Origin of the sequence: Methanoculleus methanifontis, assembly GCF_030464365.1 — an archaeon.
In the GTDB taxonomy this organism is placed as follows: Archaea; Halobacteriota; Methanomicrobia; order Methanomicrobiales; family Methanoculleaceae; genus Methanoculleus; species Methanoculleus methanifontis.
On the sequence record NZ_VCYI01000016.1, the window covers coordinates 18696 to 35649 of the forward strand.

The 16954-nt window shown below is 62.3% G+C and carries 15 protein-coding genes; 8 read left to right on the plus strand and 7 right to left on the minus strand.

Annotated features, from left to right (window positions below):
- Positions 1-3: 3 nt before the first annotated feature.
- Together FGW20_RS11285 and FGW20_RS11290 are read right to left on the minus strand one after the other, a co-directional pair.
- Positions 4-1434, minus strand: coding sequence for a nucleotide sugar dehydrogenase (locus FGW20_RS11285; protein WP_301678192.1), 1431 nt, complete (start codon positions 1432-1434; stop codon positions 4-6).
- 12 nt (positions 1435-1446) lie between these two features.
- Complete coding sequence (locus tag FGW20_RS11290; protein WP_301678225.1) at positions 1447-2361, minus strand: Gfo/Idh/MocA family protein; 915 nt, start codon at positions 2359-2361, stop codon at positions 1447-1449.
- Positions 2362-2572: 211 nt separating this feature from the next.
- On the opposite strand from FGW20_RS11290, the gene FGW20_RS11295 reads away from it, so the two are divergent.
- Positions 2573-4051: a flippase gene (locus FGW20_RS11295; RefSeq protein WP_301678193.1), complete on the plus strand. Its 1479-nt coding sequence runs from the start codon at positions 2573-2575 to the stop codon at positions 4049-4051.
- 46 nt (positions 4052-4097) lie between these two features.
- Positions 4098-4565, plus strand: coding sequence for a GNAT family N-acetyltransferase (locus FGW20_RS11300; protein ID WP_301678194.1), 468 nt, complete (start codon positions 4098-4100; stop codon positions 4563-4565).
- An 11-nt stretch (positions 4566-4576) separates the two neighbouring features.
- Here the strand turns inward: FGW20_RS11300 and FGW20_RS11305 are convergent, their stop codons facing one another.
- On the minus strand, positions 4577-5029 hold the full coding sequence (locus FGW20_RS11305; RefSeq protein WP_301678195.1) for a DUF5814 domain-containing protein: 453 nt from the start codon (positions 5027-5029) through the stop codon (positions 4577-4579).
- Positions 5026-5652, minus strand: a complete 627-nt coding sequence (locus tag FGW20_RS11310) for a DUF2150 family protein (RefSeq protein ID WP_301678196.1) — start codon at positions 5650-5652, stop codon at positions 5026-5028. Before FGW20_RS11310 ends, FGW20_RS11305 begins: the two co-directional genes overlap by 4 nt.
- 114 nt (positions 5653-5766) lie before the next feature.
- On the opposite strand from FGW20_RS11310, the gene larE reads away from it, so the two are divergent.
- Positions 5767-6540 carry an ATP-dependent sacrificial sulfur transferase LarE gene (larE, locus tag FGW20_RS11315; RefSeq protein ID WP_301678197.1) on the plus strand — a complete coding sequence of 258 codons (774 nt, stop codon included), beginning with the start codon at positions 5767-5769 and terminating at the stop codon, positions 6538-6540.
- Positions 6528-7706 carry a tRNA uracil 4-sulfurtransferase ThiI gene (gene thiI, locus FGW20_RS11320; RefSeq protein WP_301678198.1) on the plus strand — a complete coding sequence of 393 codons (1179 nt, stop codon included), beginning with the start codon at positions 6528-6530 and terminating at the stop codon, positions 7704-7706. The genes larE and thiI overlap by 13 nt, the downstream gene beginning before the upstream one ends.
- 229 nt (positions 7707-7935) lie before the next feature.
- Here thiI and pscS read toward each other — a convergent pair whose 3' ends face one another.
- A complete protein-coding gene (gene pscS / locus FGW20_RS11325) occupies positions 7936-9114 on the minus strand; it encodes an O-phospho-L-seryl-tRNA:Cys-tRNA synthase (RefSeq protein WP_301678199.1) in 1179 nt (392 codons plus the stop codon).
- Complete coding sequence (locus tag FGW20_RS11330; RefSeq protein WP_301678200.1) at positions 9111-9293, minus strand: hypothetical protein; 183 nt, start codon at positions 9291-9293, stop codon at positions 9111-9113. Before FGW20_RS11330 ends, pscS begins: the two co-directional genes overlap by 4 nt.
- Positions 9294-9423: 130 nt before the next feature.
- Between FGW20_RS11330 and FGW20_RS11335 the strand changes: the two genes are divergently transcribed.
- From FGW20_RS11335 to FGW20_RS11350, 4 genes are read left to right on the plus strand one after another with little or no spacing between them, the layout of a single operon-like run.
- Positions 9424-10584, plus strand: a complete 1161-nt coding sequence (locus tag FGW20_RS11335; RefSeq protein ID WP_301678201.1) for a metallophosphoesterase family protein — start codon at positions 9424-9426, stop codon at positions 10582-10584.
- The gene (locus FGW20_RS11340) at positions 10571-13744 is read left to right on the plus strand and encodes an AAA family ATPase (RefSeq protein ID WP_301678202.1); all 3174 of its coding nucleotides are present in this window, start codon (positions 10571-10573) and stop codon (positions 13742-13744) included. The genes FGW20_RS11335 and FGW20_RS11340 overlap by 14 nt, the downstream gene beginning before the upstream one ends.
- The gene (locus FGW20_RS11345; protein ID WP_301678203.1) at positions 13741-14781 is read left to right on the plus strand and encodes a DNA double-strand break repair nuclease NurA; all 1041 of its coding nucleotides are present in this window, start codon (positions 13741-13743) and stop codon (positions 14779-14781) included. Before FGW20_RS11340 ends, FGW20_RS11345 begins: the two co-directional genes overlap by 4 nt.
- Entirely contained in the window at positions 14759-16357 is a 1599-nt protein-coding gene (locus FGW20_RS11350) for an ATP-binding protein (RefSeq protein ID WP_301678204.1), read from the plus strand. Before FGW20_RS11345 ends, FGW20_RS11350 begins: the two co-directional genes overlap by 23 nt.
- Before the next feature lie 88 nt (positions 16358-16445).
- On the opposite strand, the gene FGW20_RS11355 is transcribed toward FGW20_RS11350, so the two are convergent.
- Complete coding sequence (locus FGW20_RS11355; protein ID WP_301678206.1) at positions 16446-16949, minus strand: nucleotide-binding protein; 504 nt, start codon at positions 16947-16949, stop codon at positions 16446-16448.
- Between the last annotated feature and the right edge of the window lie 5 nt (positions 16950-16954).

The window sequence follows — 16954 nt, forward strand, 5'->3', positions numbered from 1 at the left end:
CTGCTACCGGATCGGATGATTGTTCCTGTCGCCGCGGCCGATGCCCTTGTAGATGAAGCCCGCCTGGATGAACGCGTCCGGGTCGACGACATTCCTGCCGTCGACAATCACGGGATGCTCCTTTCCCGAGAGTTCCTTCACCCGCGCCGGATCGAGGGAAGCATAGTGGTGGTGACCGGTGAAGATGGTGACGACGTCCGCGCCCGCGAGCGTTCCCTCGAGGTCGTGCGAAACCTCTATCCCCGGGTATTCGTCCACGAACGGGTCGTGGACCCTGACCTCGGCACCCGCCTCCTCCATCGCCGCGAGATAGGGCTCAGCGGGCGTGTTTCGGGTATCGTCGGAGTTCTGGATGAACGCCCACCCGAGCAGCGCGACCGTCGCGCCCTCTGGGAACTTATCCGCCCGTTTTAGTCCCTCAAGGGTCAGGTGGACCATGTGCCGGGGCATAAACTCGTTGAGCGCCCGTGCGACGCCGAAGATCGACTCGGCCCCGTGCGGGTACCACAGATCGCCGCCGAGAACCTGTGCGCCCCGTTCGAGGTGCCAGGAATCCTTCGTGAGACAGTGGCCGCCGACACCGGCGCCCGGCCAGAGGATTGCCCGGGTGATCCCCTCGCCCTTGAGGGAGTCGATCCCCGCCCGGACGTCGTAGACGTTGACGCCCATCGCCTCGCAGTGCAGCGCAAGCTGGTTTGCGGCGGCGATCTGGAGGTCGCGGAAGGCGTTCTCAGCGGTCTTCGTCACCTCGGCCGCGGTCGCGGTCATCGGGATGATCTTCCCCGTCGTGAGGACCGGCCGGTAGAGTTCGATCGCCCGCGCCGTAGAGACATCGTCGATCCCGCCGACGATCCGGTCGTGCTCCCGGATGTTTCTGAGGAGCCGCCCGACCATCACCCGCTCGGGGGCGTGCGCGAGGCAGAACTCCTCGCCGGCGACGAGCCCCGACTCCTCTTCGAGAATCTCACGAGCCATGCGCTCGGTCGTGCCGGGGGTGACGGTCGACTCGAGCACAACGAGCGTGCCCTCCGTGAGGTGCCTGCCCACCTGCCGGAGCCCTTCAGTCAGGGCCGAGAAGTCGGGGATCAGGTCTTTTGGATCCTTAAACGGCGTCTGGATGGCGAGCGTCACTGCATCACACGTCGCGATCTCGGAGAAGTCCGAGGTGCAGCGGAACTTCCCCGCACCGACGACCTTTCTGAGCAGTTCTTCCAGCCCGGGCTCCTCGCCCTTGAGCGGTGACTCACCCCGGTTGAGCATGGCTATCTTATAACCGGAAGATGGGGAGTCACGCTGGAATCCCCGGACGAACTCGAACCCGGGTGCGTCTGCAAAGAGCGCCGCGGCGGGAATGCCGACATAGCCCATTCCAATAACGCCGATATTTCTGATCGGCCCAATTCTATCGATGATCGATTGTAACCTGGTGCTCATGTAAAACCATCCTTACGCCGCAAAACACCGTGCGACATCTTCGCAGATCTCCATGTTCAGCAGCGCCTGTGCGGGGCTGACGGGGAATCCGTATCCCCGGGCCGCGCAGTCGAGGAACGTCGAGAGTTCGAGTTTCAGCGGCTCCTGCTTGTTCACAAGCACCTTCTCGATGATGTTCTCCTGCACATAGCGCTCGTCTTCGACCGAATACTGGCCGGGTTTCCGGTGGATGTAGATCTCCTGAGCCATGAAGTCCCCCTCGACGGTGAACTCCTCTTCCTCGATGTAGATCATCCGGATCTTCTTCGAGGACTTCCTGCTTGCCGAGAGGTAGACTGGAGTACCATCAAACGAGAAGAGGGCGCTGCAGACATCCTCGTTCCCGCTGCCGGCGAGGTGATAGGCCCCGTCCGGGAAGAGAACGTTTCGCATGATGTCCACGTCGTGGATCATCAGGTCCTCGACGACCGAGGAGCCGCTCACCCGGGAAGAGGCCGGGTTATGCCGCTTCATCTCGATGTAGAGTGGGCGCTGGACGATCTTTTTGATCTCGGGGACAATCGGGTTGAATCGCTCGATGTGCCCGACTCCGGCGACAAGGCCGTCGGGGATCTTCTCGATGAGCCGCCGGCTCTCTTCCGCCGTCGCGCAGATCGGCTTTTCGATGAGCAGCGGCACCCCGGCATCGAGCACCGTCTCCGCAACAGAGAAGTGGTAGGGCGTCGGGACGCAGACGCTCACGGCATCAACGTTTTCGAGCAGGCTCTCCAGGGTTGGAGAGGCCGTTGCCTCGAAGGCGCCGGCAAGGTCGCGGGCCGCCTTCTCGTTGAGGTCGAACAGGTGGAGCGAGTCCACCGCTTTCAGTTCCGAGTATACGCGGGCATGGTTCCTGCCCATAATTCCGACGCCGATCACCCCTACGTCCAATTTTTTCACCACCGGTAGTTTCGTACGTGCCCTCTTCTGGAGCACTGAATAATGCTACTATACGTTGACGCCACTCTATACATTAGCACCGCTCCGCCATGACGTATCGCAGTTCTCGTTCCGGAGACACGTCCACCCTGCTGGATCATAGCCATCTCCTTTCCTCTCCGGTTCAAAAGCAATAAGGCTTCTCACAGGCAAACCCTTGCCTGTGTCCCGCCCCTCCGGGTATCTTGCCCGTGTCATGCGCATCGACCCCGTCCAGCGCCAGAGTGTTATCAGCCTCGCTTCAACGCTGGGCCTCACCGCGATCGGTTTTCTCGCCACGATGTTCTTCGCCCATACCGTCGGGCCGTCGATACTGGGCGCGTACTTCATCTTCGTCGCCTACTACAGCGTATTCAACCTGCTCGGGGACGGCGGGTTCGGGGGCGCCGCAGTAAAACGGATCAGCGAGGGCGAGGATCAGAACGCGTTCTTTACTGCGTTCGTCTTCCTCCGGGTGATGCTGGTGGTCGTCTCGGTCGGCTTCCTCTTCATCGCACAACCATATCTTACCGACCTCACATCATCGGGAGTCTTCCCCTGGCTGGTCATCGCGCTGATCGTCAGCGTCTTCACGACCATCACCTCAAACGCCATCTACGGCACCGGGAAGGTCGGCGTCAACCAGATCAGCGGCCTGCTCAACAACGTGATCCGGGTAGTCGTCCAGGTCGCCGCGGTTATCCTTGGCTACGGTGTTGCCGGGCTCGCCGGTGGGTTTGTCGCCGGGCTCCTTGCAGGAGGGTTTTTCGCCTTCCGTTTCCTCGACCTCTCACTCGCGCCGTTTGCCCGCTCCCACGTCCGGAGCCTCTTTGCCTTCTCGTTCTGGACGTTCCTCGGCGCGGGTGGGTACCTCGTCTTCTCGTACGCCGATACCATCCTGATCGGCTACTTCCTGACCGATGCCGACGTCGGCATCTACCGCGTGGCGCTCCAGCTCACCTCGGTTGCGACGTTCATTACCATAGCGCTCCGCACCACCCTCTACCCGAAGGTCAGTTTCTGGGGGAAACGGGGCGAAGTATCTTCGGTGGAGAACGCGCTCGCCCGTGCCTTCACGTATTCGCTCCTGCTCGCGGTCCCCGTCCTTGCCGGGGGCTGGCTCCTTGGCGAGCGCCTCCTCTACTTCTTCTACGGGGCGTCGTTCTCCTCCGGGGCATCGGCTCTCACGCTGCTCCTGCTCGTCCAGGTAGCCCACGTCTTCATGTTCCTCCAGACGATGTGCCTGAATGCTCTCGACCGGCCGAAAGACTCGTTCAGGGTAACGGCAATCGCGGTTGCGGTGAATATCGGCCTGAACGTCCTTCTGATCCCGGCGTACGGCATTGTCGGCGCGTCGGCGGCCACGCTCGCCACCATGGTGCTGAACGCGGCGCTTGCCCACCGCACTCTTTCCCGGAGTATCCGTGTGCGGATAGAGCGCGGAGCCGTAGGGCACATCCTCATCGCCGCGCTCGTGATGGGCGCTATCGTTGTGGCCTACTCGCTCGTCATCCCGCTCACGAGCGTCTTCGTCGTCCTCGGGGCGGTCGCACTCGGCGGGCTGGTCTATCTCCTGGTTCTCCTCAAGATTGACCGGGGCATCCACGACGAATTAAAAGGGTTGACTACGGGTCTCGGTATCCCCTGGCCGGGTGTCCTCTGAGGTCGGGCAGGACTACCCGTCCCGTTAAAATAGCAGGTGCGGCAATGTGTGGCTACACCTGGAGAAGATGATGAAGAAAGAGGTTCGCGAACTGCAGCCGGGAGAGTTCCCACTTGCAGAGACTATCTGGACGCACTACCGCGGCCAGAAGGCCGACTCGACGCGGGAGAGGATATTCGGCGTCTTTATTGGCGGAACCCTTGCGGCGACGGCCCGCTGCACCCGCCATCCCGGCGGTCTTGAGATGGACTGCGTCTTCACGCTGGACGAGCACCGCGGACATGGATACGCAAAGGAAGCCGTACAGATACTCCTCGACGAATGCGGCTCCGAGACGATCTACATCCATTCGACCCTTCCCCTGATCGGGTTCTACGAGAGACTCGGGTTCGAACCCATCCCGGAGGCGAGGCTGCCGACAAGCATTCGGGAGCGGTTTCTCTTCTGCTTCGGGGAGATGGCGGGGTGCAACGTTGCTCCCATGATGCGGAACCCCGGGGATCGGGCACGGTAGAAAAGACAGGTTTAATGCTCGATCTTCTTGATGTGCTCGATGGCGTTCTCCGCCAATTTTTCCCGTCCCTGCAGTTCGGCGACGTCCCGGATCGCCTCGAGCATGTGGACGGAGTCTTCGAGGAAACTCAGGATGTCGGCAGGGTAGAGGTCGATCCCGTATTCGTCAAGGAGGTGGGCGCTGATCTGGCGGTGATCGAGCCCCAGCTCCCGAAACTCGATGATGGTTAAGGTGAACTTCCTCTCCGGGCACCCGCAGAAAGGTGCGTTCTTGCACTTGCAGTCCATGAAGTCCCGGAAGAAGGTCAGAAGCTGCTCGTGCGTCCGGCGATCGAGGTTCTCGAAGTTGATCGCCGTCCCGACCGACTCAAGAAACGCGCCCGAGAAGGCATGGTCCGGGAGCCGGAACCCCGCTGTCCGCTCAAGTTTCCGTGCCGCCCGAAACCGGGCCTTATCCGCAATCACGACGACTCGCCGGGTTCCTCGTCGAACTTCGCAAGCGACTTCATGGCGTTGCTCATGGTCTCGATCTCGATGAGCCACTCGTCGAAGAGGGTCGGGTTCTCCACGTTGTCCTTGATGTACTTCGCGCAGCAGGTGGCGCCGTCGACCACGGCGGCCCCGATATTCGCCGCAACCTCAAGTGCCTCTTCGAGGTTCTCCTCGTCGATGCCCTTGCCCTTCTTCACGAGGGTCTTGATGTCCTTGTCGAACCCGCCCTCGAGGTACTTCCGGCAGGCGGTGAAGAGCACCAGCAGCGAGAGTTGGATCGACCCGATGATATCCTCGAGTTCCCCCTCGGGGAGGCCGGTCATGACGATAATCTCCACGTCGTCGAGTTTCTCCGTGGCCTCCTCTTTCGTGAACCGGCCGTTCTGGTAGAGGCGGATGATCTTTAAGACCGAGAGGGTGATATCTTCGGTGAAACTGAAGAGCATTTGTTCGCCTTCGGAGACTTCTTCACCTTCAGCGGGCTCGAAACTTGCTTCTTGCAGCGTCTTGATCCAGTTGTCCCAGCGCTCCTGATTGTAAAAAATATAGAAGAGTTTCATGGGTTCTGCCTGCTTGGCACTTTTTTTCTTCGCCATATCAGTACACATTCGGAGTGCCTCTGTTAAAAATCATTTGCTCTTCGTGCAGATACCGGGAATTGGCGCGATTCGCGAACATTCATCTAGGACGAACGAGCATATGAAGGGCAGATGACGAGAGTTCGCGGGCTTGATGCACTCCTGAAATCGTATGAACCTGTTGCGGTCGCGCTCTCTGGTGGAACGGACAGCTCAGTTCTGCTGGTGATTGCCAGGCGTCACGGGATTCAGGCGATCGCCATCAGCGTCGATACCAGCCTCACCCCGCCGGGGGAACTCGCGGCGGCGCGCAAACTCTCGGAGCGCCTGAGAGTCCCGCACGTTGTGATACCGCTCGATATGCTCGCTGTCCCCGCCGTCCGGGAGAACCGGCCGGAGCGGTGCTACGTCTGCAAGCGGGCGATGATGGAGGCGGTCGTGGAGGAGGCACGGCGGCGGGGATGCCGGACGGTGGTCGACGGAACCCACGCCGATGATCGTGCGGATACCCGGCCCGGGATGCAGGCGCTCTCCGAACTTGGGATCAGGAGCCCGTTTGCCGAGTGCGGTATGGGGAAGGCGGATATCGAGGCACTTGCGAGGGAGCTCGGGGTGCCCGTCCGCCCACCGTCCGCGTGCCTCGCAACCCGCATCCCCCCCGGCGAACCGGTCACCCGGGAGTGCCTCGCGCTCGTCGCGGCGGCGGAATCCCTTCTCGCACGGGAGATCCCGGGGACGATACGCGTCCGATGCACCGGCGCCCGCCGGGCCTCCATCGAGGCCGACCCGGCGTACCGCCGGAGGCTTGAGGAACTGCGCGGTGCGGTGAAGGAACTCGGGTTTGCGGATGTAACGATTGCTTCTGGGGGTTACCGGGAAGGAGGTGCGGATTCGTGGAAGCGGTGATGATCAGGTACGGCGAGATCTTCCTCAAGAGCGAGACGGTGAAACGGCGGTACATATCGATAATGACAAAAAACATCGGCCTTGCGCTGGAGAGCGAGGGGCTTACTCACCGTATCGAGACATACCGGGGGAGAATCATGATCTACGGAGACGAGCCCCACCGGATCGCTACGGCGGCTGCAAAGACCTTCGGGGTGGTGAGCACCAGCGTCTGCACGGTGACCACGGCAGATATCGAGGGGCTCGCGGCAACGGCAGTCGAGCATGCAGAGAGGCATCTTGAACCCGGGATGTCGTTTGCGGTCAGGGCGCGCCGGTCGGGTGTCGAGGGGTTCAGCAGCCAGGAACTCGCGGCGGCGGTCGGTTCGGCCGTCCTCGACCGGATACCGGAGGCGAGGGTCGACCTGACGGCGCCCGACTACGAGATATTCGTGGAAGCCCGGGAGTATGGCGGTCTCGTCTACGATGAGAAGATCCCGGGGCCGGGCGGCCTCCCCTACGGGACACAGGGAGAGGTGATGGCCCTGCTCTCGGAAGGAATAGACTCGCCGGTCGCATCGTGGTTGATGATGCGCCGGGGCTGCCTGATGGTGCACGTCAACATGCACGGCGGTCGGTTCGGGGGTGCGGATGCGAAGAAGAACGTCCTGCAGAACCACGCCCGGCTCTCTCTCTGGATCCCGGGGCACGCCCTCGATCTCCTGGTCGTGGAGATGGAACCGTTCTTTGCGGCGATCACGGCACTGAAAGAGCCGCGCTACCGGTGTGTCCTCTGCAAGCGGTTCATGCTCAGGGTGGCGAGTATCCTTGCAAAAGAGCGTGACGCCGCCGCCCTGGTCAGCGGCGACAACCTGGGGCAGGTGGCGTCCCAGACGCTCGCGAACATGGCGGTGATTGCTCCCGCGGCGACCGTTCCGGTGCTCCGGCCGTTGATCGGCCTCGACAAGGAAGAGGTCGTCGACCGCGCACGCGCCATCGGGACGTTCGAGGCCCAGCCCGGGAAGATCGGGTGCACGGTCGCCCCCCGCTACCCGTCAACGGCGGCGCCCGCGGAGACGATTCTGAAACTCGAAGAGGAGATCGGTGCGGAGGGTCTCGCGGAACGGGCGGTGGGGACGGTGCGGCGGTACCGGGCGAAGAACGGGGTGGTTGAGAAGGTTGGGTGAGAGAGTCTTCTGGCTCTCAACAAACCTGCTCTTCTATTCTGATATCGTTGTCTCGCGCGAAGACGCGAAGGACGCGAAGAAGAGGAGCCAACGGTGGCTTGGACTTCGCGGCTTCGCGGCTTCGCGTGAGGCCGTGTACAATCTCTCGCCGTCGCACATCTCACCAGAAGGCGTCCAAACTCGCCCCGGCCCGCACGCACCCGCTCAAAAAAGAATTCCGAGGTCTCCCTCAGACTATATTCAACCCGTTTTCCCGCGCAATCTCGACAAACGACTCCCCGACGTGGCGGATCTGCTTCTCCGTCAGCCCGAAAGTATTGTATTTCCAGACCCTGGTGGAACCGGGGATGACGCCGGTGATGCCCCGTTTCTTCAGCTCGCTCGAGAGGAAGTAACCGCGTTTTTTGTGCTGCTGCGCTACCGTATCGAAGGACTCGCGGGTATCGATCCGGGTCAGGGTGTGCTGCCGCGGGTTGTCGGAGAGCACCTTCGTCCCCTCGATGGAGAGGAGGGCGTCAACGACCGTCTGCGAGTGCGCCACCTCGGTATCCCAGTGCTTCACCCGCTCCTGGATGTGGGGGAACGAGGCCATCATCCCAACGACGGTGACGCCCATCAGGGTGCAGCCCATCATCTCGACCTCTTTTATCCCGAACGTCCGGCCGGTGACGTCTCCCTTCGCCTGCGTCGTCCTGAATACCCGCTGTGCGTGCTCGTTCGTCGTCGCGAGGAGCCCCGATGGCGCCGGGGCCGCCATACTCTTGTGGCCCGACCCGACCACGAAGTCGGCACCGAGCGCTTTGCCGTCGACGGGCATGATCCCGACCGAGTAGGCCCCATTGACGAGGACCGGGATGTCGTACTGGTGGGCGACCTTTATGATGCCCGCGACGTCGTGGACGTTCCCGAACTGGTAGTCGACGTGGTCGATGAAGAGCAGGGGCGGCGTCTTCGAGAACTCCCGGATCACCGCCTCGATCTTCTCTGCGGCGGCGTCGGGGGTGATGTGGTTCTTCGCATCCTTCGGGATCTCACGCGGAATTCCGCCCGCTTCCTCGACCGCCACGAACTCGGTGTAGTGGGCGAGCGCCGTGACGATGACCGGGTCGCCTTTCTCCACGTATGTGCTCGCGACCGCCTGGAACCCCCGGCGCGCTCCCGGCACCACCCGCGCAGTGTCCATATTCAGCCACGCGGCGAGGTCGGCGTGGAACTGCGCGATGGGTGGCTTCTTGATGTAGTCGAGCCTGAAGGGGCTCAGGCAGTTGTCACAGACCGAGTAACCGTCCCCGTATGCTATCGCCGCTTTCATGGCATCGACGGTGAGCCGCCCGCCCGCCTGGATGGGATCGATGTTGATGTACATCTCCTCGACGTCGCGGGACTCGATATCGATCGCGCACTTCACCGTACCAACTCCTCTTCGAGGATTGCAACCTGCCGTTTCACTTTTTCGAGGGTTTTTGCGGCGCGCTCCTTCTGGCCTTCGTCGAGGTCATGCCCGGGAGCAGTCTCCCGCAGGAGGAACCGGACGTCGGAGAGGAGGAAGAGTGCCTGAAAAACTGCATCAACGGCTCTTTTTGACATGAGATCACCATACAAATATCAGTGAGGATATATTAGATTACGCGTATCATGAACACCTTTTCGGTGCCGGATACATTCACACCGCGCAGATCAGGCATTTATACTCAAGCGACACGGAGACTAATTGGGCATGAAGATCGTTCACCTGGCAGACACACATCTCGGATTATCGGCTTTTAACCGGGTTGATCCGGAGACCGGGATGAACCTGCGCGAACAACTCATCTACGACAATTTCCTTGCCGCCGTCGACCGGATCATCGCCTTACGGCCCGATGCGCTCGTCCACGCGGGCGATCTCTTCCACCAGGTCAAGCCGAAGACCCGCGCCTACACGACGGCGCTCGACGCCCTCTCCCGCCTGCACGATGCGGGGATCCCGGTGCTCGTGGTCGCGGGCAACCACAGCATGGCCAAGACCCGGTACACGGCGTCGCCGTTCGAGGTGCTGGAGCGAGGCGGCTACGCTGCAGGCGACCTCTACGTCGCCCACCACAACCGCTACCGGCGGGTGGAACTCGGGGACACGGTCTTTCACCTGATACCGAATATGCTCGAGGTGGAAGGCTACCGGAGGGCGTTTGAGGGGATCGAGTTCTCCAGCGGCACGAATGTGCTCGTCACCCACGGCCTTGCGAGCATCTTGAAGGACAAACGGCTGCACACCGTCGCCGAGCACGAGCTGGATGCGACCATCCTCTCCGACCGGTTCGACTACATCGCGCTCGGCCACTTCCACGGCCAGGTGCAGGTCGCGGACAACGCCTGGTACAGCGGGTCGCTCGAACACTGCAACTACGGGGAGATCGCGGAGGAGAAGGGGGGCCTCGCCGTGGACCTCGCGTCGGGCGAGGTCGAGCATATCGATCTTCCGCGCACGCCGATGTTCAGCCTCGGCCGGATCAACTGCGACGGACTCTCGGCCAGAGAGGTCGTGGACGGCATCCTCGATGCCGTCGATAACCATGAAAAGAAGCTCCACCACGCGATCTGCCAGGTCACGCTCGACGGGATACGCCGAGATACGCTCCGCGCGCTCGACCAGAAGGCGCTTCAGGATATCCGGAACCGTGCGCTGGACCTCAAGCTGCAGGTGCTGGCCGTCGACGACCCGTCCCGGATCTTTTACGAAGACTCGCTTGTCGGCATCGACTACGTCGCCGAGTTCGAGCGGTTCGTGGAGAAGGAGCACCTCGCTCCCGCCGACGAGGAGTTCGTGAAGAAGACGGGGACGGAGGTTCTCCGATCGGTCATAGCGTGCCATAAAGAGGGAGAGCGTGCTGCTGAATAAACTCCGGATGCGCAACTTCAAACGCTTCCGTGAGCAGGAGATTGTCTTCCAGGACGGCATCACGGGGATCGTCGGAAACAATGGAACCGGTAAGAGCAGTATCGTCTCTGCCGTTCTCTTCGCTCTTTACGGCCTGCAGGGCACCGGGCTTGACGGGGATTACATCGTCAGCTCCTTTGCGGGACCGCAGGACGTCTGTGAGGTTCGCCTGGACTTCTCGGTCGACGGCAACGAGTACGCCGTCGTCCGGAAATTCAAACGCCGCGCCTCTTCAAACCTTCACGAGGCAAACCTCTACCTGAACCAGAAACTCCTCGCAAACAGCGTCCAGAAGGTGGGGCAGGAAGTGCAACGGGTCGTCGGCATGGGTCCGGGCGATTTCCGAAACACCATCTACGCCGGGCAGAAGGAACTCCTCGCCCTGCTCGAGAGCAGGGCCGGATCCCGGAAGGACTGGTTCATGCAGGTGCTGGGCATCGATTACCTCAAGAAGGACAGCATGGAACGTCTCAAATCGCTCATCGATGCGCGGGAAGGGAGTTGCCGCGAGATCTCCGGCCGGCTCCAGGAACTGGATGCCGAAGGGGTTCGCGGTCGCCTTGCGACGCTCCGCGTGGAACTTGCCGGGGCGGAGGAGGAGGCAGAGAAGGCCCTGGGGAGAGAGACGGCTGCCATGGAGGGACTCGATGGTGCGCGCACGGAGCGCGACCGGCTGCTCTCTGTGCGCGAGCGTTATCTGCACCTTGCTCGGGAAGGGGGAATGCTCGCGGCTGAGATCGAGCGGCTCCGCACTGAGTGCCGGGAGACGGAAGAGGAGATCGCCGAACGGCAGCGGGTGCAGGCCGAACTCGAAGGACTCGCTCTCCTTGCCGACCGCTACGAGACCCTGAAAGCCGAGGCGGCCGCGATGGCCGAGGAGAAAGCACTCGTTGAACGCCTGACTCTCGAAGCGAACGCCGCAGAAGAGCAGATCCGGGAGTACGGCGAGCGCCGCACGAAGGTCGAGGCAGAACTCGCCGCGCTTGCAGAGGACGAAAAAGCGGTTGCGGATCTCAAGCGCGACGTCGGGGAGTGGCAGGGCCTCCGTGAGCGTATCGCTGCGATGAAAGAACTCCAGCCGGAGTACGATGCTCTCCACGAGGAACTCGCACGCATGGACGAGCGGTTTGCCCAGATCGAGCGGCGTGTCGGGGAAAACCGGACGGAGATCGAAGGGATCGAGGAGAAGGTCGGACATCTTCGCGCGCTTGAAGAAGAGATCGGGGACTACGATGCTCTCCTGACCCGTGAGGAGGTGTTCCTCCGGGCTCAGGAACTCGCCCGGCAGGAGGAGCGGTGCCTGCGGGAGGTCGACGCGGCCTCCGAAGAGATGAGTCTTCTCGAGAGCGAGATTGCCGGGCTTGCCCGGCAGCTTGCCGGGATGGGCTCGATCGAGGATGAGATCGAATCCGCGGAGAGCCGGAAAGAGTACCTGACCTCGCGGATCAGCGCGTGCGCCGAACGGCAGGAGGGGATCCGCGAGGAGATCCGAAGGCTTGCCGAACACCGGGCGGAGATCCTTGCCGCCGGCCCGGAGGGATCGTGTCCGACGTGCCACCAGGGTCTCGGTGACCATTATGAGGAACTGGTCGGCGATCTTGCAGATACCGCCGCGGCGATGCAGAAGACGCTCGCCGATCTTGATGGCGAGTATGCAAGGGCGACCGCCGACCGCGAGAGCCTCGTTGCGGCGCTGAAGGATCTTTACGGGCAGCGCACCGTCTCCCAGCGCTTGAAAGAGCAGCACGCGCTGTATTCGTCCCGGTATGAGCAGAGCGCGAGCGTCGGAGAGCGGTGGCGGGCCGAGGCGGAGGGTCATCGTGCGGCGATGCGGGCGCTCGGCATGGAGGGGTACGACCCGGCGGCGCATGCCGCCCTCAAGGAGCGGATCCGCGCTCTCACCGAGAAACGGACGGCGTCCAATACCCTCCGGGGCGAGTGCAGCCGCCTCCCTGTCCTCCAGGAGGAGCGGCAGCGGCTCATCATCGACGTCGAGGACTACCTCAGCCGCAAAGAGGAACTTGAAGCGAAGATCTCCCGGCTCGGGTTCGACCTGGCGGCCCTGCAGCGGCTGGAGGCCGAGGCGCGGGCACTTGAGCCGTCCTACCAGGCATACACGGAAGCAAAGGCCCGGCTTCTGCGGCGGCCGGCGCTGGAAGAGGAACTGCAGGGCGTCTCCGCACGAGTCAACGAGTTCGAGGAGAGGCTGCAGGCTATCCGCGATGAACTCGCCCGCCTCGCGTTCGATCCTGATCGGTTTGCGCGCCTCAACGAGGAGTACGGGCGTGCCGAAGCGGCGCACCGGAGAGCGTTCGAACTCCGCGTCCGCCTCGAAGAAGTCCCGAGGCTGGTTGAGGCGCTGGAGGCGAAGCGGGTTCTCCTCGCGAAGAGGGAGGCCGAACTGCTCCGGGTCGGGGAGGCTGTCGAAGAACTTGGGTTCAAAGAGGAGGCTGTCGCAGCGGCGGAAGAGCGGGTCGCGGGCTGCGAACGGGCTCTTGCGGTGGTGCGGGAGCAGAGAACCGCCGCTATTTTCCGGATAAACGGCCTTAAACTGGATATCGAGAAAGAGGCCGGAAGGCTCTCGCGTGCGGATGACCTCCTTCGGCAGCAGGAGGTGCTCAACGAGGAAATCGGGCGGATGAAGCTGACCCGGTCGCTGATCAAAGATTACACCGACTACCTCCTCCAGGTGGTCAGGGACCAGATCGAGGAGGAGGCGGGGAGGGTGCTTGCGGAGATCACCGACGGGCGTTACGGCACGGTGATGCTGGACGACGACTTCACCGTCCTCGTCCACGACATGGGCGACGACTATCCGGCCGACCGGTTCAGCGGCGGCGAGCAGGACGACATCGCCATCGCCCTCCGGGTGGCGCTCTCCCGGTTCCTCGCCGAGGTGAACGAGGTGCATGACTCCACGTTCCTGATCTTCGACGAGATCTTCGGGAGCCAGGATGAGGGGCGGCGCAACAACCTTCTCCGGGCGCTCCGGACCCAGGAAGCCCATTTCCCCCAGATCCTCCTGATATCCCACATCACCGAGGTCCAGGACGAGTTCTCGACGACGCTGATGGTCGAGATGGGCACAGACCAGGCCAGCACGGTCAGGGAGTTCGAATGACCGATCCGAAAACTGTTTACCGGGACGCGATCCGACGGATCGCAGGGCGAATCCGCGAGTGCGCTCCACCTGACCTCCCCGGACGGTTCGCGGCCGCCGGCGGGTTTAATACATCATCCTACCGCCGCTGCCCGTCCAGGTTTGACGGCGCGGTCTGCGCGGTGGACGGAAGCAACACCGTCATCCTCGATGCCGGCAGTTTTGCCGTTGCCGCTATCCGGGCATCGATCAGTTCGTACGCGGGCGGTTCGCGCCTCCACCACCGGACGACGCCTCTCCAGATCGTCACGGTCAACCCGGGAAGGGGAAACGAGGACTTCGACGAGATCTATCACGACTGTTTCCACTGCACCCCGAAGGTACACCTTGACCACGACGACCCGGTCCGGAACACCGCCGTCATACGGGATACCCTTGAGTTCTGGGCAGCGATGGAGATGGCCGCGGAGCTCGATGCCGGCGATCTCATCGTCCTCGACGGCACGCTCCAGGTCCGCCACGCAAGCCACGACGAGGTCGTCGAGAAACTCCTGAACCTCTGCAACCTCCGTGGCGTGCTCATCGCCGCGGTGACGAAACGGACGTCGCTTACCTGGGGCGGCGGACACCCGATTGTCCCGGCGGCGGAGGGGCTTGCACGCGACCTCGGCGTCCCCGGACCCTGGTACCTCTGCGTCTCCGCCGCCGACGGCCTGATCGACCGGCGGGAGACACGCACCTGGAAGCAGCGGGGCGAGCAGTACGTCGCCCGGCTGCACCCGCGGGCAGAGCGGGCGTTCAAGGTCGAGATCCCGACATTCTACAGCGCGGAGAAGGTCGAACGGGTCTTCTCGGCGCTCGCAGCCTACGCCGACGACGGGAGGGTCGCGGGCTACCCGTACCCGCTCCTCGACGCCCACCTCACCACCAAGATCGGGAAGGATGCGGTCGATCAGGTCCGCCAGGACATCATCCGGGACATGGACCGGCTCGGCATGAGCCTTGTCGACTACACCGGCATCTTTGGTGACTATCATGACGAGTTTGACCGATATTGACGGCGACGACGCCTCGAAATACCGGCTGATCGGTGACCGGGTGCTCGGTTACCGGTTTGCCGTCCCCCACGATGCGGAACTCTATCTCGGGGACGTGCTGAAGATCACGGACAGTGTCAAAGGGCTGACGTTCTTTGCGAAGGTGAACGACCTCCTCCACGACTGCAACTTCTCCGACCCGAAGTGGGACACGCGCCCCCATACCGAGCACTTCTACGGGATCGGGGAGAATGTCTTCATCCTCGTCGAGGCAACGCCCCTCGGGTACGTCGGAGAAGACGGCACCTTCCGCAAACCCCGGACGCTCCCCGCGAAGTTCTCCCGCGTCGAGCGCCCGGAGTCGCGCGATTTCGCGTTCCTCGCGCAGGTGATGGGCGAGATCGAGGTCGGCGTGATGAAGACCGGCCAGGGCGTCTTGAAGGACGTCAGGGTGGCGCTCCACGCGCAGGTGATGCGCCAGCACATGGGCGTCTTTGCGACGACCGGTATGGGGAAGAGCAACTTCATGAAGGTCTTCTGTGCCTCCTGCATGAGGGCACGCGAGTTCGGGCTCCTCATCGTCGACCCGCACGGAGAGTACGTGGCGGGAGGACGGTCGTCGAGCGGAGAGACTACCATGGGGCTCCTGCATTACCAGGCCGGCCGTGACGGACTCGAGGTCTTCTCCACCCGGCCGGAGGAGTTCAGGCGGAAGTACCACTTAAACCAGCTCTACCTGGACTACGACGACTTCAGGGCGCCCGATCTCCTCCTCCTCTACGAGCACTCGCCGCCCCAGCGCGAGGTCGTGGAGATGCTCGAGAGCACGCCCGGTTCCGAAGTGATCGACTTCTTCCAGAGCACCGACTTCGCGACCTTCGACGCCGAGACCTACACCGGCCGGCACCCCCGGATTGCGAACGACCTGAAGAACTTCTCGCCGAGCACGCTCTCGGTGATGCAGCGGCGCATCGCGGGGATGATGAACCGGAACCGGGGCTTCTTCCGGAGGCAGGGCTCCTCTATCCCGGATGTCATGAAGGCGCTCCACGAGAACAAAGTCGTCCTGATCGACATCCCGGGGATGAGCGAGCAGAGCGAACTCTTTGTCCTCTCGATTATAACGCGGAAGATCATGCGCAGCCACCAGGGCGAGGAGGCCGGGGGCGAGGAGGAGCCCAGGCAGGTGCTGATCACCATCGAGGAGGCGCAGCGGGTGCTGGGCTCGGGGCTCGGGAACACCAGGACGTTCCGCGAGGCGGCGATGGAGGGGCGGAAGTTCGGCGTGGGGCTCTGCGTGGTCACCCAGCAGCCCAAAAACATCGACGCCCGGGTTCTTGCGCAGTTGAACACCTTTGTGGTGATGGGGCTCTCCGATCGCGGCGATCGCGACACCATAGCAAGCAGCGCAAAACAGGATCTCTCCCGCCTGGATACTGAGATTCAGACGCTCGAGCGCGGAGAGGCGGTCATCAGTACCATCGGGATACCCTTCCCGGTGAGCACCCGGATCCATCTCTTCGAGGAGTATATCGAGGAACTCAACAGAAAACCGCGAGCAAAGCCGATAGACGACGGGCTTGAAAATACGTTTTAGCTACAATGCACGAAGGTGATTCGGGCAGGAAACATCCTGTTTCCGCCGTCCCTTCACTGAATTGCTTGACGCCCTCCGGGCGTCGGAATTACTGATCGTTCTTGATTTTCCGTATGGAGACGCAGTTGACGACCGCTTCTCCGGTCATGATGTAGCGTTTGACGACGGTTCCGAGCACCTCGACCACATCACCATTCTGCACGTCTTCTGCCGGCGAGGTGAACATCTTGACCGATATCTCACCTGTCCGGTCGGCGACGAGGTACTGCGGCCGGTTGAGGAACTGGAAGTAGACCCGCTCGACAACACCCTTTATGCGTATCGGTTCGCCGAGCTTGTTTAAGTTGATCTCCCGTATCCGGACGTTCTTTGCTTCCGCTTCATACATCGGCACCAGCGATGCATACTGCTTCTGGCTCATGTAGTTGAGTGCCATGGGTATGAGAAGCAGCATGGCTGCCGCCGGAACCGTCCAAAACAGCGAGTATATCTCCCCGGTTGTGAAGACATACACAGCGATCAGGACAATAAAAAAGAGGAAGACGGCCACGGTAACGGCCGTCACCCTCACTTTGACATCTCCGATTTGCATCGTCA